24 protein-coding genes are annotated in these 23,794 nt (G+C 62.8%); 7 read left to right on the top strand and 17 right to left on the bottom strand.

The annotated features are described in order from the left end of the window. Window positions 1-298: 298 nt before the first annotated feature. Complete coding sequence (locus H7225_RS03015) at window positions 299-1,462, bottom strand: putative zinc-binding metallopeptidase (RefSeq protein ID WP_290659308.1); 1,164 nt, start codon at window positions 1,460-1,462, stop codon at window positions 299-301. A 115-nt stretch (window positions 1,463-1,577) separates the two neighbouring features. On the opposite strand from H7225_RS03015, the gene H7225_RS03010 reads away from it, so the two are divergent. Beyond that, window positions 1,578-1,862, top strand: coding sequence for a 2Fe-2S iron-sulfur cluster-binding protein (locus H7225_RS03010; protein WP_290659330.1), 285 nt, complete (start codon window positions 1,578-1,580; stop codon window positions 1,860-1,862). On the opposite strand, the gene H7225_RS03005 is transcribed toward H7225_RS03010, so the two are convergent. The 3 genes from H7225_RS03005 to H7225_RS02995 form a co-directional block, all read right to left on the bottom strand. Then, complete coding sequence (locus H7225_RS03005) at window positions 1,848-2,624, bottom strand: alpha/beta hydrolase (RefSeq protein WP_290659307.1); 777 nt, start codon at window positions 2,622-2,624, stop codon at window positions 1,848-1,850. The genes H7225_RS03010 and H7225_RS03005 overlap by 15 nt on opposite strands. After that, complete coding sequence (locus H7225_RS03000) at window positions 2,621-3,631, bottom strand: M14 family zinc carboxypeptidase (RefSeq protein ID WP_290659329.1); 1,011 nt, start codon at window positions 3,629-3,631, stop codon at window positions 2,621-2,623. Before H7225_RS03000 ends, H7225_RS03005 begins: the two co-directional genes overlap by 4 nt. Before the next feature lie 113 nt (window positions 3,632-3,744). Further along, window positions 3,745-4,197: a hypothetical protein gene (locus tag H7225_RS02995; RefSeq protein ID WP_290659306.1), complete on the bottom strand. Its 453-nt coding sequence runs from the start codon at window positions 4,195-4,197 to the stop codon at window positions 3,745-3,747. A gap of 162 nt (window positions 4,198-4,359) precedes the next feature. On the opposite strand from H7225_RS02995, the gene H7225_RS02990 reads away from it, so the two are divergent. After that, window positions 4,360-5,625 (top strand): glycerophosphodiester phosphodiesterase family protein, encoded by a 1,266-nt coding sequence (locus H7225_RS02990; protein WP_290659305.1) that lies wholly within the window; start codon window positions 4,360-4,362, stop codon window positions 5,623-5,625. A 29-nt stretch (window positions 5,626-5,654) separates the two neighbouring features. Here H7225_RS02990 and H7225_RS02985 read toward each other — a convergent pair whose 3' ends face one another. After that, window positions 5,655-5,912, bottom strand: a complete 258-nt coding sequence (locus tag H7225_RS02985; protein WP_290659304.1) for a DUF1488 family protein — start codon at window positions 5,910-5,912, stop codon at window positions 5,655-5,657. Between the two features lie 159 nt (window positions 5,913-6,071). On the opposite strand from H7225_RS02985, the gene H7225_RS02980 reads away from it, so the two are divergent. Then, window positions 6,072-6,341 (top strand): cysteine-rich CWC family protein, encoded by a 270-nt coding sequence (locus tag H7225_RS02980; RefSeq protein ID WP_290659303.1) that lies wholly within the window; start codon window positions 6,072-6,074, stop codon window positions 6,339-6,341. A 77-nt stretch (window positions 6,342-6,418) separates the two neighbouring features. Here H7225_RS02980 and H7225_RS02975 read toward each other — a convergent pair whose 3' ends face one another. Further along, the gene (locus H7225_RS02975) at window positions 6,419-6,781 is read right to left on the bottom strand and encodes an HU family DNA-binding protein (protein ID WP_290659302.1); all 363 of its coding nucleotides are present in this window, start codon (window positions 6,779-6,781) and stop codon (window positions 6,419-6,421) included. Window positions 6,782-6,899: 118 nt separating this feature from the next. Further along, window positions 6,900-7,949, bottom strand: coding sequence for an NADP(H)-dependent aldo-keto reductase (locus H7225_RS02970; RefSeq protein ID WP_290659301.1), 1,050 nt, complete (start codon window positions 7,947-7,949; stop codon window positions 6,900-6,902). Window positions 7,950-8,059: 110 nt separating this feature from the next. Between H7225_RS02970 and H7225_RS02965 the strand changes: the two genes are divergently transcribed. The 4 genes from H7225_RS02965 (at window position 8,060) to ybaL (ending at window position 12,447) form a co-directional block, all read left to right on the top strand. Next, a complete protein-coding gene (locus H7225_RS02965; protein WP_290659300.1) occupies window positions 8,060-8,632 on the top strand; it encodes a TetR/AcrR family transcriptional regulator in 573 nt (190 codons plus the stop codon). Continuing rightward, window positions 8,632-9,519 carry an MBL fold metallo-hydrolase gene (locus tag H7225_RS02960; RefSeq protein WP_290659299.1) on the top strand — a complete coding sequence of 296 codons (888 nt, stop codon included), beginning with the start codon at window positions 8,632-8,634 and terminating at the stop codon, window positions 9,517-9,519. Before H7225_RS02965 ends, H7225_RS02960 begins: the two co-directional genes overlap by 1 nt. A gap of 72 nt (window positions 9,520-9,591) precedes the next feature. Beyond that, on the top strand, window positions 9,592-10,656 hold the full coding sequence (locus H7225_RS02955) for a catalase family protein (protein ID WP_290659298.1): 1,065 nt from the start codon (window positions 9,592-9,594) through the stop codon (window positions 10,654-10,656). 81 nt (window positions 10,657-10,737) lie between these two features. Further along, window positions 10,738-12,447, top strand: a complete 1,710-nt coding sequence (gene ybaL, locus H7225_RS02950; RefSeq protein ID WP_290659297.1) for a YbaL family putative K(+) efflux transporter — start codon at window positions 10,738-10,740, stop codon at window positions 12,445-12,447. Here ybaL and H7225_RS02945 read toward each other — a convergent pair. From H7225_RS02945 to H7225_RS02900, 10 genes are all read right to left on the bottom strand, one after another. Then, window positions 12,416-12,544, bottom strand: a complete 129-nt coding sequence (locus H7225_RS02945) for a hypothetical protein (protein WP_290659296.1) — start codon at window positions 12,542-12,544, stop codon at window positions 12,416-12,418. The genes ybaL and H7225_RS02945 overlap by 32 nt on opposite strands. A gap of 10 nt (window positions 12,545-12,554) precedes the next feature. Beyond that, on the bottom strand, window positions 12,555-12,710 hold the full coding sequence (locus H7225_RS02940; RefSeq protein ID WP_290659295.1) for a hypothetical protein: 156 nt from the start codon (window positions 12,708-12,710) through the stop codon (window positions 12,555-12,557). A 121-nt stretch (window positions 12,711-12,831) separates the two neighbouring features. After that, a complete protein-coding gene (locus H7225_RS02935; RefSeq protein ID WP_290659294.1) occupies window positions 12,832-15,252 on the bottom strand; it encodes an ATP-binding protein in 2,421 nt (806 codons plus the stop codon). Further along, window positions 15,249-15,866, bottom strand: coding sequence for a YfiR family protein (locus H7225_RS02930; protein WP_290659293.1), 618 nt, complete (start codon window positions 15,864-15,866; stop codon window positions 15,249-15,251). Before H7225_RS02930 ends, H7225_RS02935 begins: the two co-directional genes overlap by 4 nt. Window positions 15,867-15,868: 2 nt before the next feature. Further along, window positions 15,869-17,920, bottom strand: a complete 2,052-nt coding sequence (locus H7225_RS02925; RefSeq protein ID WP_290659292.1) for a TonB-dependent receptor — start codon at window positions 17,918-17,920, stop codon at window positions 15,869-15,871. Window positions 17,921-18,091: 171 nt separating this feature from the next. After that, window positions 18,092-19,027 carry a DNA-binding protein YbiB gene (gene ybiB / locus H7225_RS02920; RefSeq protein ID WP_290659291.1) on the bottom strand — a complete coding sequence of 312 codons (936 nt, stop codon included), beginning with the start codon at window positions 19,025-19,027 and terminating at the stop codon, window positions 18,092-18,094. Then, complete coding sequence (locus H7225_RS02915) at window positions 19,024-21,861, bottom strand: nitrate reductase (RefSeq protein ID WP_290659290.1); 2,838 nt, start codon at window positions 21,859-21,861, stop codon at window positions 19,024-19,026. The genes ybiB and H7225_RS02915 overlap by 4 nt, the downstream gene beginning before the upstream one ends. Then, complete coding sequence (locus H7225_RS02910) at window positions 21,858-22,091, bottom strand: hypothetical protein (protein WP_290659289.1); 234 nt, start codon at window positions 22,089-22,091, stop codon at window positions 21,858-21,860. The genes H7225_RS02915 and H7225_RS02910 overlap by 4 nt, the downstream gene beginning before the upstream one ends. A 73-nt stretch (window positions 22,092-22,164) precedes the next feature. Next, window positions 22,165-22,983, bottom strand: a complete 819-nt coding sequence (locus H7225_RS02905; RefSeq protein WP_290659288.1) for a type IV pili methyl-accepting chemotaxis transducer N-terminal domain-containing protein — start codon at window positions 22,981-22,983, stop codon at window positions 22,165-22,167. 58 nt (window positions 22,984-23,041) lie between these two features. Further along, a partial coding sequence (locus H7225_RS02900; protein ID WP_290659287.1) for a (2Fe-2S)-binding protein occupies window positions 23,042-23,794 on the bottom strand: 753 nt, incomplete at its 5' end.

Raw genomic sequence — 23,794 nt, 5'->3', positions numbered from 1 at the left:
GACGCCTGACAGATTCTGGGCCGCGACCTGAGCATGGCGCTCGGCAGTGGCGCGTTCGCGTTATGTCCAGTTGAGGGCGCCGACCCAAATCAAGACCAGTACCAGCACGGTCAATGTTGGGATGAGGTTGGGTACATCACTGCTGAAGATGCTGCGCATGCGCCAATGCGACAGCCTGGGCCGGTTCAATAGAGTCATTTGGACATGGGCCGTTGGTCGGACGCACTGCCCGAGATTGGATGGCCAAATGAATGTTAGTCCAAAGAACTCAAGCTCGTCCTGAAAAAATGAACCGGCGTCATGGGCTTGTATTTCGGGTTGCGCCGTGAATCACGCAGTGGATGAAGTGCAGCTTGGTGACCACCTCGCGTGACAGCACGAAGGGGTAGAAGTCTGGCTGACCCATGCTGCGCGACATCTCGTTCATCACGGCCGTCAGGCCAACCCAGTCGTTCACCAGGGCCAGGAAAGGCGGCCCTTCTTCTCCGATGTCAGCTTTCCAGAGGACATCAGCGTCAAACGGTTCGGTTTCCAGACCGATCTGCGTGAGGTCGATGCCAAAGCTGGCCGCCGTGTCGGCGGTGTCGACCATGTGCAGGTAGTGGGCCCAGGTTTCGGCCCAATCTTCCCATGGGTGGGTGGACGCATAGGCGCTGACGAAATGCACGCCCCAGTCCAGCGGTGCGCCGTTTTGGTAGTGCGCTTTCACGGCGGCGTCGTAGTCCTGGCGCTCGTCGCCAAAAAGGGCTCGGTAGGGTTCGAGCCAGCTGGTGTGGTCCACCAGGCGGTCCCAGTAATAGTGACCGACCTCGTGGCGGAAATGACCGAGCAGCGTGCGGTAAGGTTCGCCCATGCTTTTGCGCGTTCGCTCGCGCGTGGGGTCGTCGGCTTCCTCCAGATTGATGGTGATCAGGCCGCAGTCGTGGCCAGTCAACACCCGGGGTTCGCTGGGTTGTGAGCGCAGGAAGTCGTAGGCCAGCCCGCGCTCGGGGTCTTCGCCCACCTTGGAGGCCACGGGCAGTTTCAAAGCGATCAACTGAGACACCAGCCGCCTTTTGGCGGTTTCGATGCGGCGCCAGAGCTCCTGGTTCTCGAGGTTGGACAAGTCAGGGATGGTGCGGTTGAGGCGGCAGGCCTGGCACAGCGTGACGCCTTTGGCGGCCTGGGATTGGGGGATCAGCCAGTTGCACTCGGCCGCGCTGGCGAAATTGGCGCAACGCACGTACCGTTCGGCCTGCCCTTGTGGTGCGTTCGCCGGCACGAATAGTTTGGGTTCCTGGCCGGGATCCAGCGGGATGACGCGTGCCTGGGTGGGCTCATAGCCCAATGGCGTCTGGCAGGCCAGGCACACCGAGTTGCGGAAGAACACGGGGCGTCCACAGCGGCACCGGTAGGCCCGGGACGACACGGGCTCATGGGCATTGGGACTTTGGCTTGGGTGGGCTTGGAGGTTATCGTTCACGTTGTGTTTCCAGGCGCGTTACATTGCTTCGCCCGGCAAATGGCGTGCCCGTGTTTTGGAGCGATGGATGGACGAGGTCGGTGAAGCAGGGGGGCTTGAGTTGGTCATTCAGCCGATGGGCGTGCGACTGCGCGTGTCGACCGAACAACCCTTGCTGGCCAGCGCCCGCGCGGCAGGCATTGAATTGCCCAGTTCTTGCCGCAATGGCACCTGCCGAACCTGCCTGTGCCGCCTGATCCAGGGGCAGGTGAGTTACCGCATTGAATGGCCTGGTTTGAGCTTTGAAGAAAAGCGCAATGGATTCATTCTGCCGTGCGTGGCCTATCCCGCGTCTGACCTGGTGATGGATGCGCCTGAGGCCAAACGTCTGAACGCTTCAGCGCCTTCAGCGGCTGGCTGAGCGCCACTTCTGGATTTGCCTGGCCACCCAGGGGCCGTCATCCAGTGGCAGGTCGTGGCCGGCGCTGGGGTGCTCCGCGAAATCGGTGTTCCAGCTGGCGGCCAGTTGCATTGAGCATCTTGGGTCGACCAAGCCATCTCGTGCACTGGTCAAAATCAAGGTGCGGGTTGAGGGGCCTTCCCTCGGGGCGGTGTAGCGGGCGGCGGCCAGCAATTGGCGCAGGGCGTTGTCGCGCGAGACGGGGCACTCGTCGCGGTAAGCGATCCAGTCCTGCACTTGCTGTTCGGGTTGGGGTGGGTGCCGGGTGGTGATCTTGAGGATGGCTTCTTCCCATTGCCGGGCGGTGCCGCCCAGCAAGGCCAGCTTGAGCATCAAGGGGTAGTTGCGTGGCCGCAGGCGCCGGTAGAACGGGCTGAAGGGGCGCATGCTGGTGTTGATCAGCACGCAGCCCTGGATCTCATCCGGATGGTTGAGCGCCCAGGCGGTGGCCACCATGGCGCCCAGGGACATGGCCAGCACGTGGTAGGGCGGCGTGATGCCCTGGCGCAAGAGTTCAGCCCGGCATTGCTCTGCCATCTCGGCCACGGTGGCGGGGCTGGTTTGGGTGCACAGGCGGCCATTGCCAGGCAAGTCCAGCGGCACGATGCGTGCGCCTGGCAAGTGCTCGCCCAACCGCTTGGGGAAGCCGCCCCAGTGCCTTTGTTCACGCGTGAGCCCACGCAGCAAGACCCAGGTGTCTGGCGTTTGGGTATGGCTAGTCATCCGTACCAGCGGTCGTGGGCGGCTTGGCGATGCTCATCACGCGCCGTGCCTTGGGGCACCCAACTGGCGTGGCTGCTGGCGGCGTGGGTGATGAAGTCCAGCCAGGCCATGTGCCGGCGCAGCACGCGTTGTTGCCGGTGCTCGGCCAGGGGGTTGAAGATGCCTTGCTTGGAGAAAATTTGCCTTGGGTTTTTCTTGATCCACAGCCAGGAACCCATCTCCAGGGTCAGTGGCAGCAGGGTTCGGTCTTCCTGGGTGCAGGCGCGCAGGTAAAGGTGGTCCCACAGGTCGCCATGGGTCAGGTACTGCCGACTTTGCGGCTCGATGACGTAGCGGTGGTGGGGGTAGGCCTGGTCGAAGATCTGATTGAGCGCCAGCATCTCGGGCAGGTGCTTGATGGGCTTGGTGGTGTGGGCATGCGGAAACCAGATTCGGTCGGCCATGCCAAAGCCCGAATGGCAGTCAATGGCGATGCTGAACTGGCGGCTGAGGAGTTCTTGCTCGACAACCTGGCACAGGGCCTGGCTTTCCATCTCCATCGCGGCGCCTGCCGCGCCTCGGTACCAGGGCAGTGAGGGGCTGAGGCGTTGTCCGCCCAGCATGAAAGGCACGGGCTCGCTCGCGTTCACCGGGGCGTTGCGCATCAGGTCCACGCCCTGGGGGTTGGCGCGCGTGCCCGCCCACAAGCCGCCGGGGTTGACGATGGGCATGAACACCAGGCGAATGGATTCCAGTTGACGGTGCAGTTGCCCGTCCCATTTCAAGCGCATGACGAGGCTGCGCAGGTAGGCCATGACCACGCGAGAGCCAATGCGTTCCAGACCATGCACGCCGCCGAAGAAGCCCACGGCCGGGACATCTTTGCTGGGGTTGCCCAAGGTGATGGCCTGCACCGGGAAACGGTGCGGGCCTGCTTGCACTTCGCAGACCTGACTGACCTCAACCTGCGAGCCGGCTTCGTCGAGGATGCGCTGAAGATCGGCCAGCTCGATGAGGGCCTCGGGCACCTCATCGCCCGTCAAACGATGCGGCGTTTGAGAGGGAACGAAGCTGCGGCGATCAAGGCGAAAGAGCTTGGCCATGGTGTTGTGCGATTTAGCTCAGGCATGAGCCGAACGGCTCATTCGCCTTTCTTGGGGCGGCCGGTTTTCAAAGGGACCAGGCCTTCCAGCACCAGCTTCAGCTTGGCATCGGGCAGGGCCGACAGGGCATGGAGCCCGGCGCGCAACAACTCGCTTTTCTTGGTGGGGCGGCGGAAGGTCAGGGCACGTTCCTTGAGCGAGTTGATCAAGCTGAAATCGGCGCGCGGCATGGTGAAGCTGTCGCGCACCAGCTTTTGCTTGGGCTTGGCGGGGCTGGTGATCTTGGTGGGGCTGGTGGCCACCGCGGTGGGCTTGGCGGCTGTGGTGCTCGGCGAAGCTTTCTTGGCGGAGGGTGCCGGGGCTGCGGCCTTGGCCTTTGGTGACTTTTTGACAGCCACTTTTTTGGCGGGCGCTGCTTCAGGCTTGGCGGCTTTGGAGACGGCCTTGGCTTCAGGCTTGGTTTTGACGATCTCGGTATCGGTATTGCTCATGATGACGATTTGATGAATTGATATAAACGATTTATACAATAAATCAAGACCGTGTCAACCGTGAATTTGACGCCGAAATGATCAGGCACTGTCACATCGCTGTCGGGCAGCCACGTCAAGAATGCACAGGCATCAGAAACCATCAAATCAGGACCCGCCCACATGAACGCCAAGCTCCACCGTTTGATCTGCTCAACCATCCTGGCCGCCTCGGCATTGGCCAGCGGCGCAGCCTGGGCGGGCGACCTGTCCGACGATGACAAAGCGCATCGCCATGTTGAAAAAACCAATGTGCAAGTGGGCGTGCGGCCTTTCTACCTGGTGGATGGCCTGGACGATGGCAAGCTCAAGAGCCGATTGCAGCAATGCGAGGCGGGGCCGTTCTACCGCAGCCAGTTCTCGATCAGCCACCGTGGGGCGCCGCTGGAGTTCCCCGAGCATTCGCGCGAGTCTTATGAGGCCGCGAACCGGATGGGCGCGGGCATCATCGAATGCGATGTGAGTTTCACCAAGGATGGCGAACTGGTTTGCCGCCATTCGGAATGTGATCTGCACACCACCACCAACATTGTCAACACGCCCTTGAATGCCGCATGCACGGTGCCTTGGGCGCCCGGTGGTCAGGCACCCAAGTGCTGCACCAGCGACCTCAGCTTGAGCGAGTTCAAGTCGCTGAGGGCCAAGATGGATGCCAGCAATCCGGCCGCCACCACGGCCGCTGGCTACTTGGGCGGCACAGCCAATTGGCGCACTGATTTGTACACCGGCCGCCCCGCTGGCAACGTCGTGACTTTGAAAGAGCACATCGCCTTGATCAAGCAATGGGGGGTGTCACAAACGCCTGAGTTGAAGGAGGGCGATGCCGCGCGCATCCAGTTGACCTTTGGCGGCCAGGCGCAGTACGCGCAAAAGCTGATCGACACCTACAAGGAGGCGGGCGTGGATCCCCGCAAGGTGTATGCGCAGTCCTTCAACATCAACGACGTGCTGTACTGGATCAAACAGGAGCCTGCGTTTGGCAAGCAAGCGGTTTACCTGGACCCGATCGAGCCCTCGCTCAAGATCGAGCGCATGAGCAAGGAGCGTTTGCGCGAGCTGAAAAAAGCGGGCGTCCAGATCATCGCGCCACCCATGTGGGCCCTGCTGGCCGTGAACGATGCCAACGAGGTCGTGCCCTCAAGCTATGCGCTTGACATCAAGGCCGCAGGTTTCAGAATCATTACCTGGTCGTTTGAGCGTGTGAACCTGACCCAGGGGGCCGCCGGGCGAGGCAGTTACTACCAGTTCGACCCCGAAGGCAAGGCCATCAAGAAAGACAGCGACATGCTCAAGGCGCTGGATGTGCTGGCCCGCAAAGTGGGTGTTGAAGGTGTGTTTTCCGACTGGCCTGGCACGGTCACTTACTACGCCAATTGCATGGGTCTTTGAAAGGCCCTCTCGCGTCGCTTGATGGATCGTCACTGCACCCGCGGGAAGTCGTGCTTGGAGATGACCACCGGTTCGGGGCTGGCCCTGGCCACCTTGGCGCGCACCACCGCGTCGATCACCTCGGCGTGCGACTGGTAGGCATACACCCAGTCTTGCGGTGTGGGGCCAGCGGCAAAGCGTTCTTCCAGGGCTTCTCTGGATACCAGCACGCGCACGCCACGGCCGCCCACCGGTACCCGCACGATCACCGCATCGCGGCCTGCATAAGCTTGCATCATCGGTGCCATGTCCAAACTCCATTAAAGCAAGGTGGCGACCTTAGCTTGGCTGGCGGCCAAGCTGTAAGTCGATGCGTCGAATCGACGGCCTTGCCCAGACAAGCGCGCCCGCCCGCACACACCTGTTGCTCAAAGATACGCGGGGTCGGCATCGGCTAAAGTGCAGTCATGAGTGCGCCCCAAACCGATTGCCCCCTGTGCGGCGGCCCCAACGCCTGCGCGATGGCCGCTGGTGGGGCTGCTGACTCGCCATGTTGGTGCCGCTCGGCGGTGTTCAGCGCAGACGTTTTGGCGCAGCTGCCTGAAGCTCAGCGCGGCCAAGTGTGCATCTGCGGGCGATGTGCCTCATTTGCGGGCACACAAGTCGCTTTGCCTGGGGGATCCAAAGATGCTCAGGGTTTCCCCACAGGGTTGTCCACAACTTCGGTGGATAACTAAGGGGTCACCAGGCATGTGCATGTTTTAGAAGCGTGCATGGGTGCAGGGCTCGCGATGAGCCCCGCACCTCAGGTCAATCAAGCCTTCTTGGCTTTCTTGGCCGGAGCGACTTTTTTGGCAGCGGCCTTGGGCGCGGGTGCCTTGGCGGCCTTGCGGGCGGCGGCCTTGGGGTCAACTGCGGCCTTGAAGGTGGCGCCAGCCGTGAACTTGGGCAGCTTGGCCGCGGCGATCTTGATCTTGGCGCCGGTGCTGGGGTTGACCCCGCTGCGTGCAGCGCGGGCGTGTTGCTTGAAGGAGCCGAATCCAGGGATCGTCAAGGAGTCGCCTTTCTTGACGGTGGACACAATCACGTCCAGCAAGGTTTCCAGGACGCGACCAGCCTCGGCCTTGGTCAACTCATGTTTGGTGGCCAAATGCTGGATCAGTTCGGTTTTGTTCATGTGACGCTTCTATCCGTTACACCCGAAAGCGGGCAGCGTGATTGTGCCAAAGCTCTGGGCCATTTCTACGTATAGGTGGCGAAGAGGTCGCCCATGGCGTGCAAACATCGATCTTGAGTCAAGGCGCCGGGCTGGGATAACGCTCATGAATGGCGTTGATGCCATCCAGCACCGATGCCGGCAAGTCCAATTCAACGCTGGCAATGTTGCTGCGCAATTGCGCCAAGGTGGTCGCGCCAATGATGTTGCTGGTGACGAAGTCGCGGCTGTTCACGAAGGCGAGGGCGCCTTGCGCGGGATCGATGCCGTGCTGCTTGAACAGGTCTACATAGGCCTGCGTGGCCAGCCCGGTGCTCTCACCGTGATAGCGCGTGAAGCGGTCAAACAAGGTCAGGCGTGCACCGGCCGGGCGCTGGCCATTCAGGTACTTGCCGCTCAGCACGCCAAAGGCCAGTGGCGAGTAGGCCAGCAGGCCCACGTCTTCGCGCAATGACATCTCCGACAGGCCGGTCTCGAAGCTGCGGTTGACCAGGTTGTAGGCGTTCTGGATGCTGGCCACGCGAGGCAGGTCAAGGGTTTCGGCGTGATGCACAAATTTGCCCAGGCCCCACGGCGATTCATTGGACACGCCAAAGTGGCGGATCTTGCCGGCCTTGACCAGGTCTTGCAGCGCGGACAGCGTCTCCAGAATCGGCACGGTCACCGCATCTTTGATGTGCTCGTAGTTGCGCTGGCCAAAGATGTTGGTGGGGCGGGCGGGCCAGTGCAGTTGGTACAGGTCGATGTGGTCGGTTTGCAGGCGCTGGAGGCTGTCGTTCACCGCTTCGAACAGGTTCTCGCGGTTGAAGTTCAGGCGCCCGCCACGGATGTGTGATGGCCGTGCGGCCTGGTGCGACGGGCCTGCGGCTTTGCTGGCCAGCACGATGTCCTGGCGGCGGCCGGTTTTTTTCAGCCAGGTGCCGATGTACTGCTCGGTCAGGCCTTGGGTTTGGGGCTTGGGCGGTACCGGGTACATCTCGGCGGTGTCGATCAGGTTGATGCCCGCGTCCAGCGCCACGTCCAACTGCTCATGGGCCTGCGCCTCGGTGTTTTGCTCGCCCCAGGTCATGGTGCCCAGCGCGATCAGGCTGACTTTCAGGCCAGTTCGGCCCAGTTCACGGTATTTCATGGATTCTCCAAGCTGGCCCAGTTTTGCGAGGGGGCATGGTGTCATGCCGCCATCAACCTTGCCGCCAACTGGTCTTGCTTAATATGTAGACCAGTCGTTATAATTAAGACATGAATGCAAGACAAAAGTTGATCGACACCACGGCGCGCCTGCTGCAAACCGCCGGATACCACCACACCGGCCTGAACCAAATCGTGGCGGAAAGTGGCGCGCCCAAGGGTTCGCTGTACCACTACTTTCCGGGTGGCAAGGTGGCGCTGGCGGTGGCTGCCCTGGAGCAATCCGCCAGCCAACTGGCGCAGGGCTTGGCGCAGTTGTGCATGCCGCACGCGGATGCCGAGTCCGCCGTCTCAGCGGTGATCGACTTCTTCATCCAGGAGCTCGAATCATCCAATTACACCAAGGGCTGCCCGGTGGCCACCACCACGCTGGAGCAAGCGGCCCTCACACCCGAGATCCGCGACGCCTGCGCGCGGGCCTACCGCCTGTGGCAAGGCGGCCTGGAGGCTTATTTCAGCGGCCACGGGATGGGCGCCAATCAGGCCACCTTTCTGGCCGAGCACCTCTTGATGCTGATCGAGGGCGCCTTGCTGTTGGCCCGCGCCCAGCACAGCTGCGATCCCTTGCGCCGCCTCAAAACCCACCTTCCTACCCTGATCCAATCCTCCAAGGGAGTGTTCTGATGATGTTCAAGCATTGCTTGCCTCTGGTCCTGGCGCTGGCCAGTTGGTCTGCCCAGGCGCAAGCCAAAGCCAGTGTGGAGTTCGCCATCGTCAAAACCGGCAAGACCACCACGCTCAAGGGCATGATGGTGTCGAGCGGAGGCTTCACCACCAAGGTTGATGGCAATTTCTCGGCCATTCTGGTCAAGCATGGCCAGACGCACTTTTTGTTCGATTCCGGCCTGGGCACGCAGGTCGCGCAGCAGTATCGGCAAGACATGCCCTGGTGGGCCCGCGCCTTCTTCAAGTATGACGAGCCGGTGGTGCCCGCCCGCACGCAGTTGGACCAGGCCGGCATCCCACCCATCGAGCGCATCTTCCTCAGCCATGCGCATTGGGACCATGCAAGCGGGCTGGCCGACTTCCCGCAAGCCGTGGTTTGGGCCGCACCCGAAGAGCTGACCGTCGTGCAGCACGCGGCCCCAGGCCTGGGCGGAAGCTGGCCCTCGCAGGTGTCCTTGAAAAGCCTCCGCTGGCAAGCGCTCGACTTCAAGCCACAACCTTACAAGGGCTTTGACCGCAGCATCGACGTGTTCGCGGATGGCTCGGTGGTGCTGGTGCCCCTGTTTGGCCACACCCCCGGTTCCATCGGCATGTTCGTCACGGTGGGCTCGGGCAAGCGCTTCTTCTTTTGCGGCGATGCGGTGTGGCGGGCCGATGCCTTGAAGGATGGCCGCCCCAAATTCTGGCCAGCCAGCCTGATCGTGGACAAGGACCGCGAACAGACTCAACACACCATCGAGCAGATGCGCGAGCTGATCAAGCAAGACCCGGGGCTGGTGGTTGTGCCCGCCCATGACGATGCGGTTCAATCCAAATTGTCATACTTTCCCCTATGGGTTAAATGAGCGACACCGCGTATCCTGCGGCGGTCTGATCGTTTTTCATTTAACGGTCTAAAACAAACTGGAGGCTCATCCATGTTCACCCACCGTGTTCTGTCATCCGTGCTGTACGCCTGCTTGCTGGCCACCGCACCCCAAGTCTGGGCCGCAGCAACCCCGTCATCCGATGGCGAGTTGATCCCTGCAGGCGAGGCCGAGTCCACCGCCGCCATGGTCACCGGCATCCGTGCCATGGTCCAGAGCGGCTTTGATGCCAACGGCCATGCCTTCCGCGATGCACACCGCAAGGCGCACGGCTGTGTGCAGTCCACCTTCACGGTGCTCGACAAACTGCCGCCAGCCCTGGCGCAGGGTTTGTTTGCCACACCGCGTTCGTACAACGCCGTGATTCGCTACTCCAACGGCTCCGGCCAAAGCCAGGACGACCACACCGGTGACGCCCGGGGCATGGCCGTCAAGGTGATGGGGGTGGGCGGCCAAAAATTGCTGAGCGATGAGCAGTCCGCCGGCACGCAGGACTTCCTGATGATGAACAGCCCTGTGTTCTTCATCCGCGATGCGGCCGATTACGTGGTGTTTCAGAAAGCCATTTCGACCAACGCCTTCACCGCGGCGGGTTGGCTGGCGAGTCACCTCTTCCATGAAACCTCGATCCTGTTGGCCATTCAGGGGCGCAAGGTGCTCAACCCTTTGGCCTCGCAGTACTGGAGCACGACGCCTTCCAAGCTGGGCACCCAGCAGATGAAGTTCTCGGCCAAGCCCTGCGCGGGCAGCACGTTCAACACCACCTCCGACACCAAGGACCGCCTGGGCGACAACTTGACGGCACAACTGGCCACAGGTGGCGCGTGCTTTGATTTCATGGTTCAGACGCGGGTCAAGCCCAGCACCATGCCGATCGAGGACCCCACCATCGAGTGGCAGGAAAAGGAATCGCCCTTCATTCCGGTGGCCAAGATCCAGATCGGCGCCCAGGTGCCCGAGCAAGGCGAAGCTTGCGAAATCCGTTCCTTCACGCCATGGCACTCTGTGGCTGAGCACCGCCCTCTGGGTGGTATCTCGCGGGTGCGCAAGGATGTCTACCTTGAGATCTCCAAGCTGCGCCATCAACTCAATGGCCAGCCGCGCATCGAGCCTTGATCACCCGCTTTTGCTGACCTGGAAGCCCGCTTGGCGGGCTTTTTTATGGGGCGAACCAGTCACTGCCGATAGACTGTGTGCATGCCCCACAACGTCAGTTTGATCTCGACCATCGCTACCGGCTTTGGTCTGGCACTCATTTTTGGCTTCATCGCCTCGCGCATGAAGGTGCCACCCCTCGTGGGGTACTTGCTGGCCGGCATCGCCATCGGCCCAGCCACCCCTGGCTTCGTGGCAGACATGGACTTGGCGGGCCAGTTGGCCGAAATCGGCGTGATGTTGCTGATGCTGGGTGTGGGCCTGCATTTCTCATTGGCCGATCTGTTGGCGGTCAAGCGCATCGCCATCCCCGGGGCAATTCTTCAGATCACGGTGGCGACCGCTTTGGGCATGGGCACGGCCACGCTGTGGGGCTGGAGCCTGGGCGGGGCATTGGTGTTTGGCCTGGCCTTGTCGGTGGCCAGCACGGTGGTGCTGCTCAAGGCGCTGGAGGCGCGCAACGTGCTCGAGTCGGTCAACGGCCGCATCGCGGTGGGCTGGCTGGTGGTGGAAGACCTGGTCATGGTGCTGGTGCTGGTGTTGCTGCCCGCGCTGGCGCCCATGTTGGGCGGCACGGCCGATCCGCATGTTGCGCCGGGGCAGAACGTCTGGCTGACCCTGGGCCTGACCTTGGGCAAGGTGGCCACCTTCATCGTGCTGATGCTGGTGGTGGGGCGGCGCGTGTTCCCCAAGGTGCTGTGGCTGGTGGCCAAGACCGGGTCGCGGGAGTTGTTCACGCTGTGCGTCGTGGCCACGGCGGTGGGCGTGGCTTATGGCTCGGCCAAGCTGTTCGACGTGTCCTTCGCGCTTGGCGCGTTTTTCGCCGGCATGATGATGCGCGAGTCCGAGTTCTGCCACCGCGCGGCCGAAGAGTCCCTGCCTTTGCGCGATGCGTTCTCGGTGCTGTTCTTCGTGTCGGTGGGCATGCTGTTCAATCCCAGCGTGTTGGTGCAAGAGCCACTCAAGGTGCTGATCGTGGTGGCCATCATCATGGTCGGCAAAACCATCGCGGCCATGGGCCTGGTGCTGGCTTTTCGCTATCCGCTCAACAGCGCCTTGACCGTGGGGGCCAGCCTGGCGCAGATCGGCGAGTTCTCGTTCATCCTGGCGGGCTTGGGCGTGTCGCTCAAGCTGCTGACGCCCGAAGCGCACAGCCTGATTCTGGCAGGCGCCTTGATTTCCATCGCGCTGAACTCGCTGCTGTTCACGGCCATCGAGCCGGCCCAGAACTGGATACGTTCACGCTCGGCCTTGGCGCGCAGCCTTGAGTTGCGCGATGACCCGCTGGCCGAGCTGCCGATGTCCGTGCCGCAATCGGTGCTCACGGGTCAGGTGGTGTTGGTGGGGCATGGCCGCGTGGGCAGCCGCATCGCCCATGCCTTGATGGACCGCAATCTGCCTTTCGTGGTCGCTGAAGAAAACCGCGAAGTGGTCGAGCAACTGCGTGCAAAGAACATCCTGGCGGTCTGGGGTAACGCCTCTGACCCGTCGGTGTTGATCCAGGCCCACGTGGCGCGCGCTGGCATGTTGGTCATTGCCACGCCCGACTCGTTCAATGTGCGCAAGATGGTGGAGATTGCCCGCACGCTGAACCCGGCCATCGAGGTGGTGGTCCGAACCCACAACGAGGAGGAAGGCCGCTTGCTGGAGCAAGATGAAGTGGGCAAGGTTTTCATCGGCGAACACGAACTGGCCCAAGCCATGCTGGGCCACGTCCTGTTCAGGATGGGGCATGATCTTCGCCGAACATGAAGCTGGACACGGTGATGCTGCCGAAGAAATCATCTTCGTGATAAACGCATTGGGCGCTTTCGCTTTCGGCGGCGCCCACGGCCACCATCAGGGGCATGAGGTGATCCTCACGCGGGTGCGCCATCCGCGCGGCCGATGCCGAAGCCCAATCCAGCAATCGACTGGACCGTTCGGCTGGGCTTGAGTTGACCATGGCGCTTTGCCGACGGGGCCAACGCACGGCCCAGGGCCAGGTGCTCTGCTGGGTCGTGGCTGCTTTTCATGGACAGCTGAAGCACTGGCACCTGGGCATCGGGATAGATAGATGGAGAACAATGGCACGAAGGTGCCGTGGTCAAAGCCTTGTTGAGAGTCCAAGCGGCTTTGCACTGTAGCGCGATCCGATCAGGGCAGTGCGACCGAGGGGGCATTGGGTCCACGGCGTGCTCGGCGAGGTTCGCGCCAGCCTGGGGCCCAGCGTGCCAGCAGAGCTGCCAATTGAGCGCGCCCAAAGGGCTTGGCCAAGTGGTCGTCCATGCCGACCTGCAGGCAACGTTCGCGATCTTCACTCATGGCATTGGCCGTCAGGGCGATGATCGGTGTGGGCTTGAGGTCACGTTGCGCTTCGAACTGGCGGATGGCCTCGGTGGCGCCCAAACCATCCAACACGGGCATGTGCCAATCCATCAGCACCAGGTCAAAGGGGGTTTGCGACTGCTGAGCGGCGGACCACAACTGCGTGGCTTCGGCACCATCGTTGGCAATGACCACTTCGCAACCCAATTGCCGCAGTTGCTCTTCGGCCACGATGATGTTGACGGGGTGGTCCTCGGCCAGCAGAACGCGCACGCTGGACGGTGGCTTGACGGGCGAGGGTGCGCGGCTCCACAGCGGGTCTTTGGCCAGTTGCCGCTGTAACACGTTGTGCAAGGCTTCTTGCAAGCTGCGACGGCGGATGGGCTTGCTCAACCAGACCAGGGGGGCGGGGCGGTTGGCCTCCGGGTCGGATGAGAAGTCGCCTTCCAGAGAGGTCAACAGCACGGTGGGCACTTGCCGCAGCACCTGGGGCGCGGCAGACCCGGCGCTGTTGCAGCGCACCGCCAGGTCAAAGGCGGCGGTCGCTTCGGCAATGAGCCTGGCCGCTTCATGGTCGCTAGGGCACGATGTGGTCAACAGGCCCATGGCCCTCAGGTAGCGAACGAGCAGCGCCGCCGTGGCGGGGTGCGGTTCAACGACCAGCACGCGCAGGCCGGTCATGGGTGAGGGCTCGGTGGGCTCGGGGGCGGGCAAGGCGGGGCGTTCCACCGTTGGCAGCGGCAGCCTGACCACGAAGGTGGAACCCAACGTAGGAATACTACTCAGGCTGATGCGGCCGCCCATGAGTTCACACAAGTAACGCGTGATGCTCAGGCCCAGGCCGGTCCCGCCAAAACGGCGCGTGGTGGACTCGTCCGCTTGCGCGAAGGCTTCAAATATCTTCTGCTGAACCGGGACGGGGATGCCGATGCCGGTGTCGCGAATGGTGAGCTCGACCTCGCCCGCCGGGTTCAGCTTGAGCAGCGTGCTGACTTCGCCCACTGTGGTGAATTTGATGGCGTTGGACATCAGATTGGCCAGAATCTGGCGAACGCGGACCGGGTCGCCAATCAACAAAGAGGGCACTTCGGGGGCCACCTCGCAGATCAACTCCAGCCCCTTGGACTGCGCTTCCTGGGCGAACAGGGCGGCCACATCTTCGGCCAACTCGCCTAGGTTGAAGGGGATGGCCTCCAGGCGCATGCTCTGGGCCTCGATTTTGGACAGATCGAGGATGTCATTGAGGATGGCCAGCAACGATTCGGCGGACGAACGCGCCAGGCCGACAAAGTGGCGCTGGCGTTCGTTCAGCAGGCTGTCGTTGAGCAGGTCGAGCACGCCCAAGACGCCGTTCATGGGGGTGCGGATTTCGTGGCTCATGTGGGCCAGGAACTGCGATTTGGACCGGTTGGCTTCTTCGGCCGCGTCTTTGGCCTGGCGCAATTGAACCGTGCGCATGGTCACCGTGTCTTCGAGCGAGGCGTTGTAGGCGGCCAAGGCCGAGTCGCGCGCCTGGATCTCTTCCAGCATGCCGTTGAAGCCTTGGTACAAAGAACCAATTTCGTCGTGGTGGTGGGTCTTGACCCGCAAGTCATACTGGTGGTCTTGCGAGACCTTTTGCATGGTGTCGGCCAGCTTGACGATGGGCTGGATCACGCTTTTTTGCAGAGGCAGCAAGACGGTCATGGCCGCCAGAGAAGCCAGCAGGCTCAGGCCCAGCAAGAGGCCCGCCCGCCAGTAGATGGCGTTCAGCATGTGGCGCGGATCGACCTCGACCAGCAAGGTGCCCACGCGCGCGCCGTCCAGCACCACGGGTTGGGCCAGGCTCAAGGCGGTCCAATCGTAGCGCAAGGATTGCTCTTGCTGAACGCTGATGGCCTGTTTGATCAAGTCGTCGCTCGGGCCGGGGTTGCTCTCCACGTACATCTCGGCGCGGGCGAACACCGCAAATTTTCGGCCGGCCGGGTCCAGCAGAATGGCCTGGCTGATCTCGGGCAGGGCGTTCAGGCTGTTGAGCACGGCTCGGGCTGCGTCAGAGTCACCAAAGGCCAAAGCGGCGCGGGCATTCAGCGCCACAATCTGCGTGACGCTGGAGGTGTTGGTGTACAGCCGGTTGCGTTCAGAGCGCAGGTCCAGCACGGTGGTGGCCGCGAACAACACGATCGCCGCCAGCATGGTCGAGGCGGCCAGCACCAGCCCCAGCTTGAGTCTGAAACTCCATTGACTGGGATGGAGGATCCAGGCCGTCATCGGCTGGCCCCGCTGTCGGGTTCCACGATGGTCGTGGCCAGATTGAGCAAGTCAGCGGCCAGTTTCAAACCGGTCTTTTGCGTCTGCGCTCGGTTGATTTCAAACCGCAGCCGCGTGCCCACGCGCATGATCCGGATCATGCCGCCCTCTTGCGCAAAGCCCTCGATGTCACTCACGGTCAGCGTGGGTTGCGTGGCCAGCATTTGCAGGTATTGGGTGCGGCGCCGGCCATCGGCCTCGGCGATGAAGACCAGGTGGCACAGTTTGAGTTCTTCGGTTCGTTCAGGCTGGAAAAAGCGCAATGGGTGGCCTTGTACTGGCCGGTCGTTGAGGCTGATCATGGCATTGGCCAAGGCTTCTCGGCGGCCCAGCAAACAGGCGTTGAGCGGCGCGGTTTTGGCCACGAAGGCGCTGGCGGGCCATTCGGTGAACCTGGCAAAGTTGAACAGGTAGGCGGCCTGGATCGCGGCTTCGCTGGCTTCCGATTCGGCGGCGTGGCTGGCGTCAGGGTAGGTGGCGCTGCCCAGGCAAGCCAGGACCAGCAGCGATTCACGCCAACGGCCAAGCGCTGCTTTCAGCAGTGCTTGCGTGGTGGTCGTGGCCTGGCGCTGCATGGTCAGAATGCGGCCTCTACTTTGGCGTAGGCGGCGCGCTCAACCGACGAGGAAATGCGAGGGTTGATCTCTTGCGTGTACTGGCGGCCCAGGTTGTGCCCGCCCATTGACAAGGTCACTTCGGGGCTCATCGCCCAGCGCAAGTTGATGTCCAGCGCCGTGCGGGATGGCGCGTCCAGGAAGGGCACCATGGGATCCTTGCGCGCCGAGGTGTAGCGCAGCCAGACGTCCAGCATCCAGCGGCTGCTCAAGTCAAACGATTCGCGCAAGGAGATGAGGGAGCGCGGGGTGCCGCCCAGGGTGGTGATGATCGCGGGTGTCGAGAAACGCGTCTCCATGTAGCTGTAGGCCAGCTGCTGGCGCCAATACTTGGCGATGCGCCAGTCGGCGGCCAACTCGATGCCGCGCGTGGTGGCCCGTGTGCCGGAAGTGAGTGCAGCGGTGACGACCCGGCGGCCATTGACCGTGGTGTCGCTGACGATGTTGGGGTTGGTCAGCAGGTCGTTATAAATATTGGGCGATACCCCCAGCAATGGGTCGTAGCGTTGAACAAAGGCGGCCACGTCCACCGACAGGTTCTGGCGCACCTGGCTGCGCCAGCCGGCCTCCAGTGCGCTTACTTTCTCGACGATGCGGGCACCTGGGTTGAACCCGAGGCGGGCCGTGAAGGGGGTGCCCCCGTCTGAAGGTTCGATGTTGAAGTTGATGCCACCGTCTGCCTCGCCACGCGCTGGCGCACGCACAGCACGCGATGCCGCGATCCAGCTGGACGAACGCTGGTTCATTTTCCAGAGCAGCCGTGCATTGGGGGATGCTTGCGCGCCGGAGTAGGGGTCGTGGTCGACGCGGGCGCCGTAGGTCAACAGGAGCTGGTCGGGCACCAGCGCGTATTCATCTTGGGCGAACACCCGGCCATGGACCAAGGTCTGCGCAGCGGGATCGACCGTGATCAGTGGAACACTGTCGATCTTGTCCTGGTACCAGGTCACGCCCATGCCCCAGAGCACGTCATGGCGTGAATCCTGAGGGTGCCACCGATGTTGAACATCCACATCGGCTGATTCCGACCGGTGGATGGCATAGCCACGTTGCTCGTTGCGTTGGCTTTGCAAGGTGGCCTGAACATGCAGCTCGGAAGCGGCGCTCAGCGGGGTGTCAAGTGAGGTGGTGAGGGTGGCCTTGTCAGTGCTCTGGACCGTGGGTACCACCATGGCCAGCGTCGTGAAGTCGGGCAGGGGCAGTTTGCCATTTTTGGTGGAGTGCAGCACCTGGCCTTGAACCGATAGCCGTGCCCCGTTCTTCTGGGCCTGGTCAAAGCGCAGCCCGATGGTCTCGGCATGCGCCCGGTTGTTGTCGCGGACACCCGATGAGTCAACGGAATCGGCCTGGCGATCGGCCTGTCCGTAGAGCTTCAGCCAGGCATCCTGGCCCAGGGCGGTGCCATGGCGCAGCAGTAATCGGTCGGATCCATCGCTGCCCACGCTGGCCACGGCCAGGCTGCCCTGGGTGTGCTGGGCATCCCGGGTGATGATGTTGATCACGCCATTGACGGCATTGGTGCCCCAGATGGCGCCAGCCGGGCCGCGGATGACCTCGATGCGTTCGATGTCTTCCAAGGGTACGCGCTCGGCCTCCCAGAGGACGCCGCTGTACAGGGGGGAGAACACGCTGCGGCCATCGATCAGCACCTGCAACTTGTTGGAGAAGCGACCGGCTTCACCCCGAACGCCCACCGCCCAGCCGGATGGCGACATTTGCGCCACGTCCACACCTGGGGCCATGCGCAAGGCTTCCGGCAGGGAGCGCACGCCTGAGCGCAGGATGTCGTCGCGGGTGATGACGTGCACGGCGTCGGGCACATCCGCCAAGGTCTGGGTGCGGCGGCTGGCAGAGACGACTTCGACCCGCATCAACTCTTCCAGAGACAAGTTGGCCAATGCGTCGGCTTCGCCTTTGATTTGCGCGTGCGCCACGGTCAATGACGGGTAGACCACCAGGAGTGCGGCGGTGGCGATGAGCCTCAGATACCAGGATTTTGGGGTGTCGGGCGTCATCCGGGGCGGCTACAACTTGGGAAGCTTTTGATTGAATCGAGTTTGCGCACGGCGCCCATGAGGGATTTAACGCGCAAACTCAAGGAGTGAGCATTATTGATGACGGCAGCACCCCTTCGGCTGTCCGGTATACATAAGATTGCTTTTGGCCCCCTGCCTTGGGGGGCACGCTCAGGCTTGTATCAAGGCCTGGCGCAGGCAGCTGACCTGGGCGGCGATGGCCGCCGGCAAGGGTTGTTGGCCCGACATCAGGGACTCGATGTAGCGGGCGGTGGTGTCGGCATCAAAGCCGTTCGGCAGCTCCGGTAATTCGGTCAGCACGCCATCAACCGGCGCGCGCGACAAGCCTTCGTCTCGCAAGCCGTTGATGAAGACCTCAAATCGAGGCTGGCGGCGTGGGTCGGCCACGGGTTCGCCTTCGGTGCCACGCATCAGCAGAGCGTTGGCTTGTGCGTGCTTGAGGTAGGCATTCAGGGAAATGGCGTATTCGGGGTGGGTGTGGTTGACCACGCGCATGGTGCGCGATCCCTCGGTCGCCAGGATGGGGTCCAACAGTTTGGCCACGGTGTGGCCGGGATTGCGCAGGCCGATGGTCCAGCGCACATCCAGTAACTTGGCCAATGGCGGGCAAAGCGTGGCAATGTCCATGAAGGCCGGGCGGCCAGCCTGCCAGGCATCTTGCACGTCTTGCGCGCTGGTGGCGGTGGGCAGGCCAAGCGCGTCAAACACCTGGGCGGTGGTCACGCGCGTGGGGTCGTGCCGGGGGCCATGCACCAGCACCGCCACCCCATGCTGTGCCAGTTGCAAGGCCAGCAGGGGGGTCAGGTTGGGCAGTTTTCGGGCGCCGTTGTAGGAAGGCAGCACCACCACGCCGGACGGCGCTGAGGGGATGGGCAGGCAATGGGCCAGCGTGGCGCGCACAAAGCCGTCAAGCTCGTTGACTTCTTCGCCTTTGATGCGCATGGCCAGGCAAAAGGCGCCCACCTCCAGGTCCGTCACCTGGTCAGCCAGCACTTGACTCATCAAGTCATGAGCCTGCTCGGCCGTCAAGGGGCGGGCGCCGTCTTTGCCCCGACCGATGACTTTGATGTATGCGCTGATGCTCATGATGTTGTGGTCACTGGCAGGGGATGCAGCTTGATCAGCTTGCGCAGCTCGGGGATGCAGGAGCCGCAGTTGGTGCCGCATTTGAGCTGCCCTTGCAGACTGGCCAGGCGTTCATCCGTGTTGCCCGGGCAACTGCCCAGGGCCTCCACGATGGCGGGTTCGGTCACGTTGAAGCAGGTGCAGACCTGGCGGCCCTTGCTTTGCACGGCGACCGGGGGTGTGCTGCCCGGTGACAGCAAGGCACGGCCATAGGCATCGGCCGCCAACTCATCTTGCAGCAGGGGGCGTATCCAGGCCTCGGCGCTGATGTCACCGGCCAGCACAAAGGCGTCCAGCTTCAGGCCACCATCCGTGCGTGCCATGCGCATGGCGCGGCGTTGACCGCGTTGGCGGTCCTGGTAACGCAGCACGTCGTCGCCCCCGATGTTCAGCAGCAACTCGATGCGTTCCACCAAGGCATCGCTGGCCGGCTCTAGCGCGGCAGCGCGGAACAGCACGCCCACCTTGCCTGGGCCGCCGTCTGCTGGCCCTTCGCGGCCAAAAGGCACGCAGCTGGTGAAGGCGAATGCCGACATCAAAGGTTTGAGCGCTTCTCGCACTGCCAGGGCCTGGTCTTGCGGCATCCAGGCCACGGCCAACAAGCGCCAGGGGTACTGGGCCTTGCTGATCTTGACCGCCGCGTGCTTGAGCTCGGGCTGCTTGGACTTGGGGCAGAAGGTGGACACGGTCAGCGCGTTGACGCCCGTCATGGGGCGGCCTTCGGCATCGATGCCACTGAGGTATTCCTCGCCCCAGTGCATGGCGATGAAGGCTTGCATGGGGGCAATGGCTTCGCTGCCTTGCGCAGGGATGATGACGGTGCCTCGGCGAGAGGTCACTTGCACCAGGTCGCCATCGGTCAGGCTCAGGCGTGTCATGTCCTGCGGGTTCATGTCGATGAGCGGTTCGCTGACGTGGCCGAACAGGCGCCCCAGCGTGCCGGTGCGGCTCATGCCGTGCCACTGGTCGCGCAGGCGGCCGGTGTTCAGCGAGTATTGGAAGCGCGCGTCGCGGGCTTCGGCGACGGGCTCGTAGCGGATGGCCGAGAAGCTGGCCCGTCCACTGGGCGTGGGGTACAGGCCGTCTTCGTACAGGCGCGCCTTGCCGGTGGTCTGTCCATCGGGCATGGGCCATTGTTGCGGGCCGGTGGTCTCCAGGATCTGGTAACTCAAGCCGGTGATGTCCAGGTCTCGTCCGCGCGTTGATTCGCGGTGCTCGTTCCAGATCGATTCGGGCGTGTCGTAGGGGAAGAGGGTGGTCACATCGCGGCGATAGCCCCCAGTGAGTTCGGGCAGCCGCTCTTCCAGGCGACGCCCGAAGTCCGCGAAGATGGCCCAGTCGTGACGAGATTCGCCAGCCGCTGGAATGGCCGCACGGATGCGGCTGATGCGGCGTTCGCTGTTGGTGACCGTGCCGTCTTTTTCGCCCCAGGTGGTGGCGGGCAAAAGCAGGTCGGCATAGGCGCAGGTGGCCGTGGTGGCAAAAGCCTCCTGCACGACCACGAACTCGGCTTTCTCCAAAGCTTTGCGCACCGTGGCCTGGTCGGGCATCGATTGGGCGGGGTTGGTGCAGGCGATCCACAAGGCCTTGATCTCGCCCCTGGCCGCGGCTTCAAACATCTCGACCGCGGTTTTGCCGGGTTTGGATGGCACGTCACCCACGCCCCAAAGATGGGCCACTTCGGCGCGGTGGTCCGCATTGCCCAGATCACGGTGGGCGCTGAGCAGGTTGGCCATGCCGCCGACTTCGCGGCCGCCCATGGCATTGGGCTGGCCCGTCAGTGAGAACGGCCCGGCACCCGCCTTGCCGATCTGGCCGGTGGCCAGGTGCAGGTTGATGAGGGCGGCGTTCTTGTCGGTGCCGCTGCTGCTTTGGTTCAAGCCCTGGCAGTACAGCGACAAGGTGGCGGTGGAATCGCCAAACCAGCGTGCGGCTTTGAGCAAGTCGTCCTGGCTGATGCCACAGGCGCTGGCCACGGCTTCGGGCGTGAAGTCGCGCACGATGGCTTGCAGCGCTTCAAAGCCCTGGGTGTGGCGCGCCACATAGCCCATGTCCACCAGGCCTTCGTTCAGCATGATGTGCAGCATGCCGTGGAACAAGGCCACGTCGGTGCCGGGCAGGATGGGCAGGAACAGGTCGGCCATCTCGGCCGTCTCGGTCTTGCGCGGGTCGGCCACGATCATCCGCATCGCGGGGTTGGCGCGCTTGGCATCTTCAATGCGTCGGAACAGGATTGGGTGAGCGTAGGCCGTGTTGGCGCCCACGATGAAGATCGTCTGCGCGTGCTGGAAATCGTCGTAGCAGGATGGGGGCGCGTCTGAGCCCAAAGTGGCCTTGTAGCCGGCCACCGCGCTGCTCATGCACAGGCGTGAGTTGGTGTCGACGTTGTTGGTCCCGATCAAGCCTTTGACCAGCTTGTTCATGACGTAATAGTCTTCGGTGAGCAACTGGCCTGAGCCGTAGAAGCCGACGGCCTCCGGGCCATGTTCGCGGATGATGGCCGCGAAGCGGTCGGCCGCGTCGTTCATCGCATCATCCCAGGCCACGGCGGTGGGCGCGGTGCCACGGGCGTTGCGGCGCATCGGTTTCAGCAAGCGCGTTTGCTGCTGCACTGACGTGGCGGCGGTCAGGTGCAGGGTGCTGCCCTTGGTGCACAGCCGCCCGAAGTTGGCCGGATGATCGGGGTCGCCCTGCACATTGGTGATCTTGCCTTTGACCGATTCGATCAAGACGCCACAGCCCGTTCCGCAGTAGGGGCAGGTGGCGCGCGTCTGGGTGGCGCTGATAGGGATCATGCAAGCGCCTTGGAATTGTCCAGGGCCAGCGTGCTCAGCTCGTCCAGGTCCAGGTAGATCTGACCGGCATCGACCTTGACGTTGAACCGGGGCGTGCAGCCTTCATCGGGCGCCTGGGCGCAACCGCCTTCCAGGCCAACGGTCCAGTCGGTGACTTGGGCACGCGTTACCCGGCGTGCGCCCAGCACGGGGATGTCGTCAACGCTGCAAATGGGTTTCCATTGGCTCATGGTCGTTCAGCTCTCAAAAAAATTCTCAGCGGGAGGCCACCTCTTGCGTGCAAGGGCGGCTTTTTTTAGGGGATCAGGCCAGGCGGCTGTAGAGCCCGGTGACCTTGTCCATGATCTGCAAAATCTGCTCACTGGTTGAAAACACATCGCGAGCGCGGCGTGCGCCACCACTGCCTTCGCCCAAGCGCGACAAGGCCTGGTCGAAGAACACCCATTGCTGTTCGGCCAAGCCCAACTGCTGCAGGATGGCTTCGGTGGCTTGCGGTGCGTTCATCAGGGTTTGCAATGCGGTGACGAATTCGGTGCGTGCCTTGTTCAGTTCCCTCAGGGCATTGGGCACAGGGGCGCCCCAGTTCTGGCTCAGGTAAAACTTGGCCGTGCGTTGAGACAACATGCGTTGCCGCCCCGCCAGGTTGACCAATTTTCCCACAGCGCGGCCCGAGTACTGCTCCAGCTGTTCGGTGCCTTGGTGGGCCAGCTTCAAGACTTGGGCATCCAGCGTCAATAAATTGAGCGCCAAGCCGCGTTCGGGCGTGCTGCCGATCAAGGCACTTTTGTAGTCGCTCCACAAAGGCTCCATGGCAAGGTAGGTGCGTCGTATCTCGGGCGAAGGTGCATAGGCCTTGAGTTCCACAAACTGCCGGTCGAACAAAGACATCGACTCCAGCATGATTCTCTCGGCATGCTCGGCATCGATCCCTTGCCCCATCGCCAACCAGGCCTTGGCCATGCGCTGAGACAACATGCGCTGGCGACCGGCCTTGTTGATGGCCTCATTCAGGGTGTTGATCTCGGCCCGTGCGGGCACATTGGCCAACACGGCCAATGCCAAGCCGCCTTTCAGGCCACTCTTCATCCAGACACGACGAGACACCGGGGACTGCCACAACATACTTCGAACTTTCTGATAACAACGTTAACAACAACAAAATCTGCGATCAAACTCAAACTTAAATGACCAGCGGCTCGAACTGGCGGGTATCAACCTTGGCCTCCTTGAAGTCGAACCAGGGGTCGGGCTCGCCTTCCAATGAGAACTGCAACCTGGCCCAAAGCGCCTGGCGCCCTTCGTGGTCATCCAGGATCTTTTTCTTGACGTAGTTCAGGCCCACGCGGTGGATCCAATGAATTTCCCCACCCGAATCGACCCCGATGATCCCCACGTCTTCGATGCCCGATTCGGCGCAATGGCGCGGGCAGCCTGACACGGCGATCTTGACCGTGCGCAGCGCCTTGCTGTAGGCGTGGCTGCGCTCGTTGATGAACCGGCTTTGCGGGTCGGCTTGGGCCTGCTTGGGCCAACGGCTGATCAGGCAGTAGTTGACGGCCGGGCGACAGGTAGCACAGCCATTGGGCGTGCGCCAGGCCAGGGCTTGGTACACGCCGTTGATGGTCAGCAGCTTTTGCTCGACGATGGCTGCGCGCAGATCCTGATGGCTTTGGTCAGTGCCGCCGCAGCCCTCGTCGGTGTCCAGCATGGCAGAGGCCTTGCTGTTGCCCTGGTGGCCGGTGTCGCCAATGCTGGATTCGCCGAACATCAGCTTGTTGTCGCGCAGCGCCAGCACGGGCGACAACAAAATGCGGTTGTAGTGGGGATGTGGTTCTGCGCCGAACACCGTGATCTCGTACAGATCGGGGACCACTTTCGGCAGCTCTTCCAGTGTGCGAACCCCGGCCATGCCGTTGCCCACCATCACCAACTT

Source organism: Aquabacterium sp. (assembly GCF_014378415.1).
Taxonomy (GTDB): Bacteria; Pseudomonadota; Gammaproteobacteria; order Burkholderiales; family Burkholderiaceae_C; genus Aquabacterium.
The sequence above is the reverse complement of the archived record's forward strand: the minus strand, read 5'-3'. Positions and strand labels throughout refer to the sequence as shown.